Source organism: Geodermatophilus sp. YIM 151500 (genome assembly GCF_025716945.1).
Taxonomy (GTDB): Bacteria; Actinomycetota; Actinomycetes; order Mycobacteriales; family Geodermatophilaceae; genus YIM-151500.
This window is the reverse complement of sequence record NZ_JAOVZT010000024.1, coordinates 19456-24478: the sequence shown is the minus strand read 5'-3', so window position 1 is coordinate 24478 and position 5023 is coordinate 19456. Positions and strand designations below refer to the sequence as shown.

Annotated in this window: 5 protein-coding genes; all 5 read left to right on the top strand. The window is 75.9% G+C overall.

The features are described 5' to 3' along the window. Positions 1 to 651: 651 nt before the first annotated feature. On the top strand, positions 652 to 2484 hold the full coding sequence (gene infB / locus OF117_RS21775) for a translation initiation factor IF-2 (protein ID WP_263554955.1): 1833 nt from the start codon (positions 652 to 654) through the stop codon (positions 2482 to 2484). A gap of 190 nt (positions 2485 to 2674) precedes the next feature. After that, the gene (locus OF117_RS21770) at positions 2675 to 2968 is read left to right on the top strand and encodes a DUF503 domain-containing protein (protein ID WP_263554954.1); all 294 of its coding nucleotides are present in this window, start codon (positions 2675 to 2677) and stop codon (positions 2966 to 2968) included. A 176-nt stretch (positions 2969 to 3144) separates the two neighbouring features. Then, positions 3145 to 3663, top strand: a complete 519-nt coding sequence (gene rbfA, locus OF117_RS21765) for a 30S ribosome-binding factor RbfA (RefSeq protein ID WP_263554953.1) — start codon at positions 3145 to 3147, stop codon at positions 3661 to 3663. Further along, positions 3660 to 3902: a hypothetical protein gene (locus OF117_RS21760; RefSeq protein ID WP_263554952.1), complete on the top strand. Its 243-nt coding sequence runs from the start codon at positions 3660 to 3662 to the stop codon at positions 3900 to 3902. Before rbfA ends, OF117_RS21760 begins: the two co-directional genes overlap by 4 nt. Beyond that, positions 3895 to 5023, top strand: a 1129-nt coding sequence (locus OF117_RS21755; RefSeq protein ID WP_263554951.1) for a DHH family phosphoesterase, incomplete at its 3' end; no start/stop codon positions are given. The genes OF117_RS21760 and OF117_RS21755, both read left to right, overlap by 8 nt.

Genomic DNA, 5023 nt, shown 5'->3' with positions numbered 1-5023 from the left:
CCGGCCGGCCCGCGGCCGGGTGCGCCGCGTCCCGGGCCGGCCGGGGGCGCGGCGCCGGGCGCGCCGCGTCCCGCCGCACCCGGTGCCGGTCCCCGGCCGGGCCCGCGTCCGGCGCCGCGTCCGGGCAACAACCCCTTCAGCAGCCCCCGTCCCGCGCCGGGTGCCGGTGGTCAGCGCCCGGGTCCCGGCGGCCCGCGCCCCGCGCCCGGAGCCGGTGGTCCGCGCCCGGCGCCCGGTGCCGGCGGTCCGCGCCCGGCCGGTGGTCCGCGCCCGGCTCCCGGTCCCGGCGGCCCCCGCCCCGGCCCCGGCGGCCCGCGCCCCAACCCGGGCATGATGCCGCAGCGCCCGTCGCCCGGCATGATGCCGCCCCGGCCCGCCGGTGGTGGCCGTCCCGGCGCACCCGGCGGCCGTGGTCGCCCGGGCGGCGGCCCCGGTGGCGGAGGCGGCGGCTTCCGGCCCGGCGGTGGCGGCGCGCCCGCCGGCGGCGGCTTCCGCAGCGGCGGCGGCGGCGGCGGCGGTGGTGGTGGCGGTCGCGGTCGCGGTCGCGGCGGTTCCGGTGCCGGTACCGCCGGAGCGTTCGGTCGTCCCGGCGGTCGCGGTCCGGTCCGCGGTCGCAAGTCCAAGAAGCAGCGGCGCCAGGAGTTCGACCAGATGGCGGCGCCCAGCATGGGCGGCGTCAGCCTGCCGCGGGGCAACGGGCAGATCGTCCGGCTCCCGCGGGGCGCTTCGCTGACCGACCTGGCCGAGCGCATCGGTGCACAGCCGGCGGCGCTGGTCACCGCGCTGTTCCACCTCGGTGAGATGGTCACCGCGACGCAGTCGGTCAACGAGGACACCCTGCAGCTGCTCGGGGCCGAGATCGGCTGGGACATCCAGGTGGTCAGCCCGGAGGACGAGGACCGCGAGCTGCTCAGCGACTTCGACCTCACCTTCGGCGACGAGGGCGACGAGGAGGACTGGGAGACCCGGCCGCCGGTGGTGACCGTCATGGGTCACGTCGACCACGGGAAGACCAAGCTGCTGGACGCCCTGCGCAACACCAACGTGGTGGCGCGCGAGGCCGGCGGCATCACCCAGCACATCGGCGCCTACCAGATCAGCTCCGAGCTCGAGGGCGAGGAGCGGCCGATCACCTTCATCGACACCCCGGGTCACGAGTCGTTCACCGCGATGCGTGCCCGCGGGGCGAAGGTGACCGACATCGTCGTGCTGGTCGTCGCTGCCGACGACGGCGTCATGCCGCAGACGGTGGAGGCGCTCAACCACGCCCAGGCGGCCGACGTCCCGATCGTCGTCGCGGTGAACAAGGTGGACAAGGAGGGGGCCAACCCCGCCAAGATCCGCCAGCAGCTCACCGAGTACGGCCTGGTGGCCGAGGAGTACGGCGGCGACACGATGTTCGTCGACGTGTCGGCCACCGCCCGGACCGGGCTGGAGGACCTCACCGCGGCGATCCTGCTGACCGCCGATGCGGCGCTGGACCTGCGGGCCAACCCGGAGATGGACGCCCAGGGCGTGGTCATCGAGGGCAAGCTCGACCGCGGCCGCGGTCCGGTGGCCACGGTGCTGGTGCAGCGCGGCACGCTGCGGGTCGGTGACTCGATCGTGGCCGGCGACGCCTTCGGGCGGGTCCGGTCGCTGCTCGACGAGCACGGCACGAAGCTGAAGGAGGCGCTGCCGGCCCGCCCGGTGCAGGTCGTCGGCCTCACCTCGGTGCCGCGCGCCGGCGACACCTTCCTCGTCGTCGAGGAGGACCGGGTGGCCCGGCAGATCGCCGACCGCCGCCAGGCGCGGATCCGCAACGCGCAGAACGCGCAGATGCGCAAGCGGATCAGCCTGGAGGACCTCGACGCGGCGCTCAAGGAGAACCGCCAGCTCAACCTGATCATCAAGGGCGACAACTCGGGCACGGTGGAGGCGCTCGAGGAGGCCCTGATGAAGATCGAGGTGAGCGACGACGTCTCGCTGCGGGTCATCCACCGCGGCGTCGGGGCGATCACCAAGAGCGACATCGACCTGGCGCTCGCCGACGACGTCATCGTCCTGGGCTTCAACGTCCGGGCCGAGGGGCAGGCGACCGAGCTGGCCAACCGCGAGGGCATCGACGTCCGGTACTACTCGGTCATCTACCAGGCGATCGAGGAGATCGAGTCGGCCCTCAAGGGCATGCTCAAGCCGGAGTTCGAGGAGGTCGCCCTCGGCACCGCGGAGGTCCGCGAGGTCTTCCGCGTGCCGCGCATCGGCAACGTCGCCGGGTCGATCGTCCGCAGCGGGACCATCAACCGGAACTCCAAGGCGCGCCTGCTGCGTGACGGCGTCGTCGTCGCCGACAACCTCACCGTCGAATCGCTGCGCCGCTTCAAGGACGACGTCACCGAGGTCCGCGAGGGCTACGAGTGCGGTATCGGGCTCGGCTCGTTCAACGACATCAAGCTCGAGGACGTCATCGAGACCTTCGAGGTCCGCGAGAAGCCGCGCGACTGATCCGCGACGGCCGCGGCCGGGCACCCGCCCGGCCGCGGCCGCGCGGCGCCGCCCACCCCGAGCGAGGTCATGTGCTGGAACGGCCCTCCTGCCGGGTCCCGGCGCGAGCCCGCGAGCGGTGGGGGGCGGACGAAGGACCCCGTCGTCCCCGTCCGCCGCGGGCCCGGGGCGGGGCCCGGGACGGAGCCGCGTGTTCACCGGGTCGCTGACCGCCGACCTGCTGCTGGGCGACGTGCACTCGCTCAAGGGCAAGCGCGCCGTCGTCCGGCCCATCCTGGCCGAGCTGCGGCGCCGCTACGCCGTGGCCGCCGCCGAGGTGGGTGACCAGGATCTGCACCGCCGGGTGCTGCTGGGCGTCGCCACCGTCGCCGGGGACGCCGGTCAGGTGACCGACGTGCTCGACGCGTGCGAGCGGTTGCTGGCCGAGCGGCCGGAGGTGACCCTGCTGTCGACGCACCGGCAGCTGTTCTCCGGCACCGACTGAGAAAGGACCCTCTGCCCGCTCGCACGCTCGTGGCGGGCCGCTGCCGGAGAAGATCCCGCCTCCTCCCCACCCTGCGCACGCCGGGGGTGGGACCGGGGACGGGACCACGCCGCTCCACCGTCCCTGACCGACCGGGTGCGCCCAACGGGCGCGCCCCCGACCCCCGGAGGTCCGCCATGGCCGATCCGCCCCGCGCGCGCAAGCTGGCCGTCCGCATCCGCCAGATCGTCTCCGCCGCGATCGAGACCCAGATCAAGGACCCACGCCTGGGCATGGTCACCGTCACCGACGCCCGGGTGACCAACGACCTCCGCGAGGCCACCGTCTTCTACACCGTCTACGGCGACCGGGCCGCCGCGGACGACTCCGCCCGCGCCCTGGCCAGCGCCACCGGCGTGCTGCGCTCGACCGTGGGCCGGCAGACCGGCATCAAGTTCGTGCCGACCCTGACCTTCGTCGCCGACTCGGTGCCCGACACCGCCCGCGAGCTCGACGCCGCCCTCGAGCGGGTCCGCCACGCCGACGCCGAGCTCGCCCGCGCCCGCGAGGGGGCCAGCTACGCCGGCGACGCCGACCCCTACCGGCGTCCCGCGGCCCCCGCGGACGACGACGCCGTCGACGACGACCACCCGCTGGGCGCCCGGACTGCCGATGACAGTGCCGACGTGCCCGCCAGGAGCAGGAGCGGTTCATGAGCGAGAACGACCCGGATCCCTACATCCCGGCCGAGGAGCAGCCGAAGCCCGAGCTCGGCGGTGTCCCGCAGCCCGATGCCGGTGATCCCACCCGGGGTGGCAAGCGCGGCCAGATCGGGGAGGCGCCCAGCGTCGCCTCCGACGAGCCCGACGACGGCACGACCTACCCGGTCGGGGGCGGGCGCGTCGCCGAGGAGACCGATGCACCGCCGGTCGCCGACCCCGGCCCGGATGCCTGAGCCCGTGGTCGCCCGTCCCGCCGCGCGGCCCTCCCGCGCCTCCCGCGGCACCGCTCCCCGCCGTCCCGCCGCGCCCGCCGTCCCCGGGGGAGGCGCGGCTCCCCGCGCGGCCACCGGCCGGACCGTGTCGGACGTGCTGACCGCGGCCGCCGACGCCGGTGCCACCGTCGTCCTCACCGGGCACGTCCAGCCGGACGCCGACGCGCTCGGCAGCACGCTGGCGCTGGCCGAGGGGCTGCGGCGCCGCGGAGCCCGGGTCGTGACCACCTTCCCCGACCCCTTCACGCTGCCTGCCTCGCTGGCATGGCTGCCCGGTGCCGAGGGCCTGGTGCCGTCGTCGTCGGTGCCCCCGTCGCCCGACGTCTTCGTCAGCCTGGACGCCGCCTCGCCCGCCCGGCTGGGGGAGCTCGCGTCGCTGCTCGAGACCGCGGGCACCGCCGTCGTCGTCGACCACCACGCGAGCAACCCCGGCTTCGGCGACGTGGCGCTCGTCGACCCGGCGGCGCCGGCCACGGTGAGCCTCGTCGCCGGTCTGCTCGACGACCTGGGGGTCGCGGCCGACCGGCCGCTGGCCACCCTCCTGTACGCCGGGCTGGCCGCCGACACCGGTTCCTTCCGGTTCGGCAACACCCGCCCCGACACGCACGACCTGGCCGCGCGGCTGCTGGCCACCGGCATCGACCACGCGGAGATCAGCCGGCGGCTGTTCGACACCGCACCCTTCGGCTGGCTGGGCCTGCTCTCGGCGGTGACGGGCCGCGCGGTGCTCGAGCCGGACGTCGGCGCCGGGCTGGTGTGGACCTGGTCGAGCACCGCCGAGGCCGCCGAGTTCGGGCTGCCCGGTGAGCAGCTCGAGGCGCTCGTCGACGTCGTCCGGTCCACCGAGGAGGCCGACGTCGCCTGCGTGCTCAAGGGCCAGGACGACGGCAGCTGGTCGGTGTCGCTGCGCTCGCGCGGCGCCACGGACGTCGCCCGGGTCGCGATGGCGCTCGGCGGCGGGGGTCACCGCGCCGCCGCCGGCTACAGCTCCGCGGCCGACCGCGACACGACGATCCGGACGCTCCGCGCCGAGCTGTGCACACCGTCGGGCTCGGGCCTCCCACCGCGACCAGGTGCCGTCC

Coding starts and splice junctions, on each gene's coding strand:
- infB (WP_263554955.1), top strand. CDS start 652: ATGGCGGCGCCCAGCATGGGCGGCGTCAGCCTGCCGCGGGGCAACGGG.
- OF117_RS21760 (WP_263554952.1), top strand. CDS start 3,660: ATGAGCGAGAACGACCCGGATCCCTACATCCCGGCCGAGGAGCAGCCG.
- rbfA (WP_263554953.1), top strand. CDS start 3,145: ATGGCCGATCCGCCCCGCGCGCGCAAGCTGGCCGTCCGCATCCGCCAG.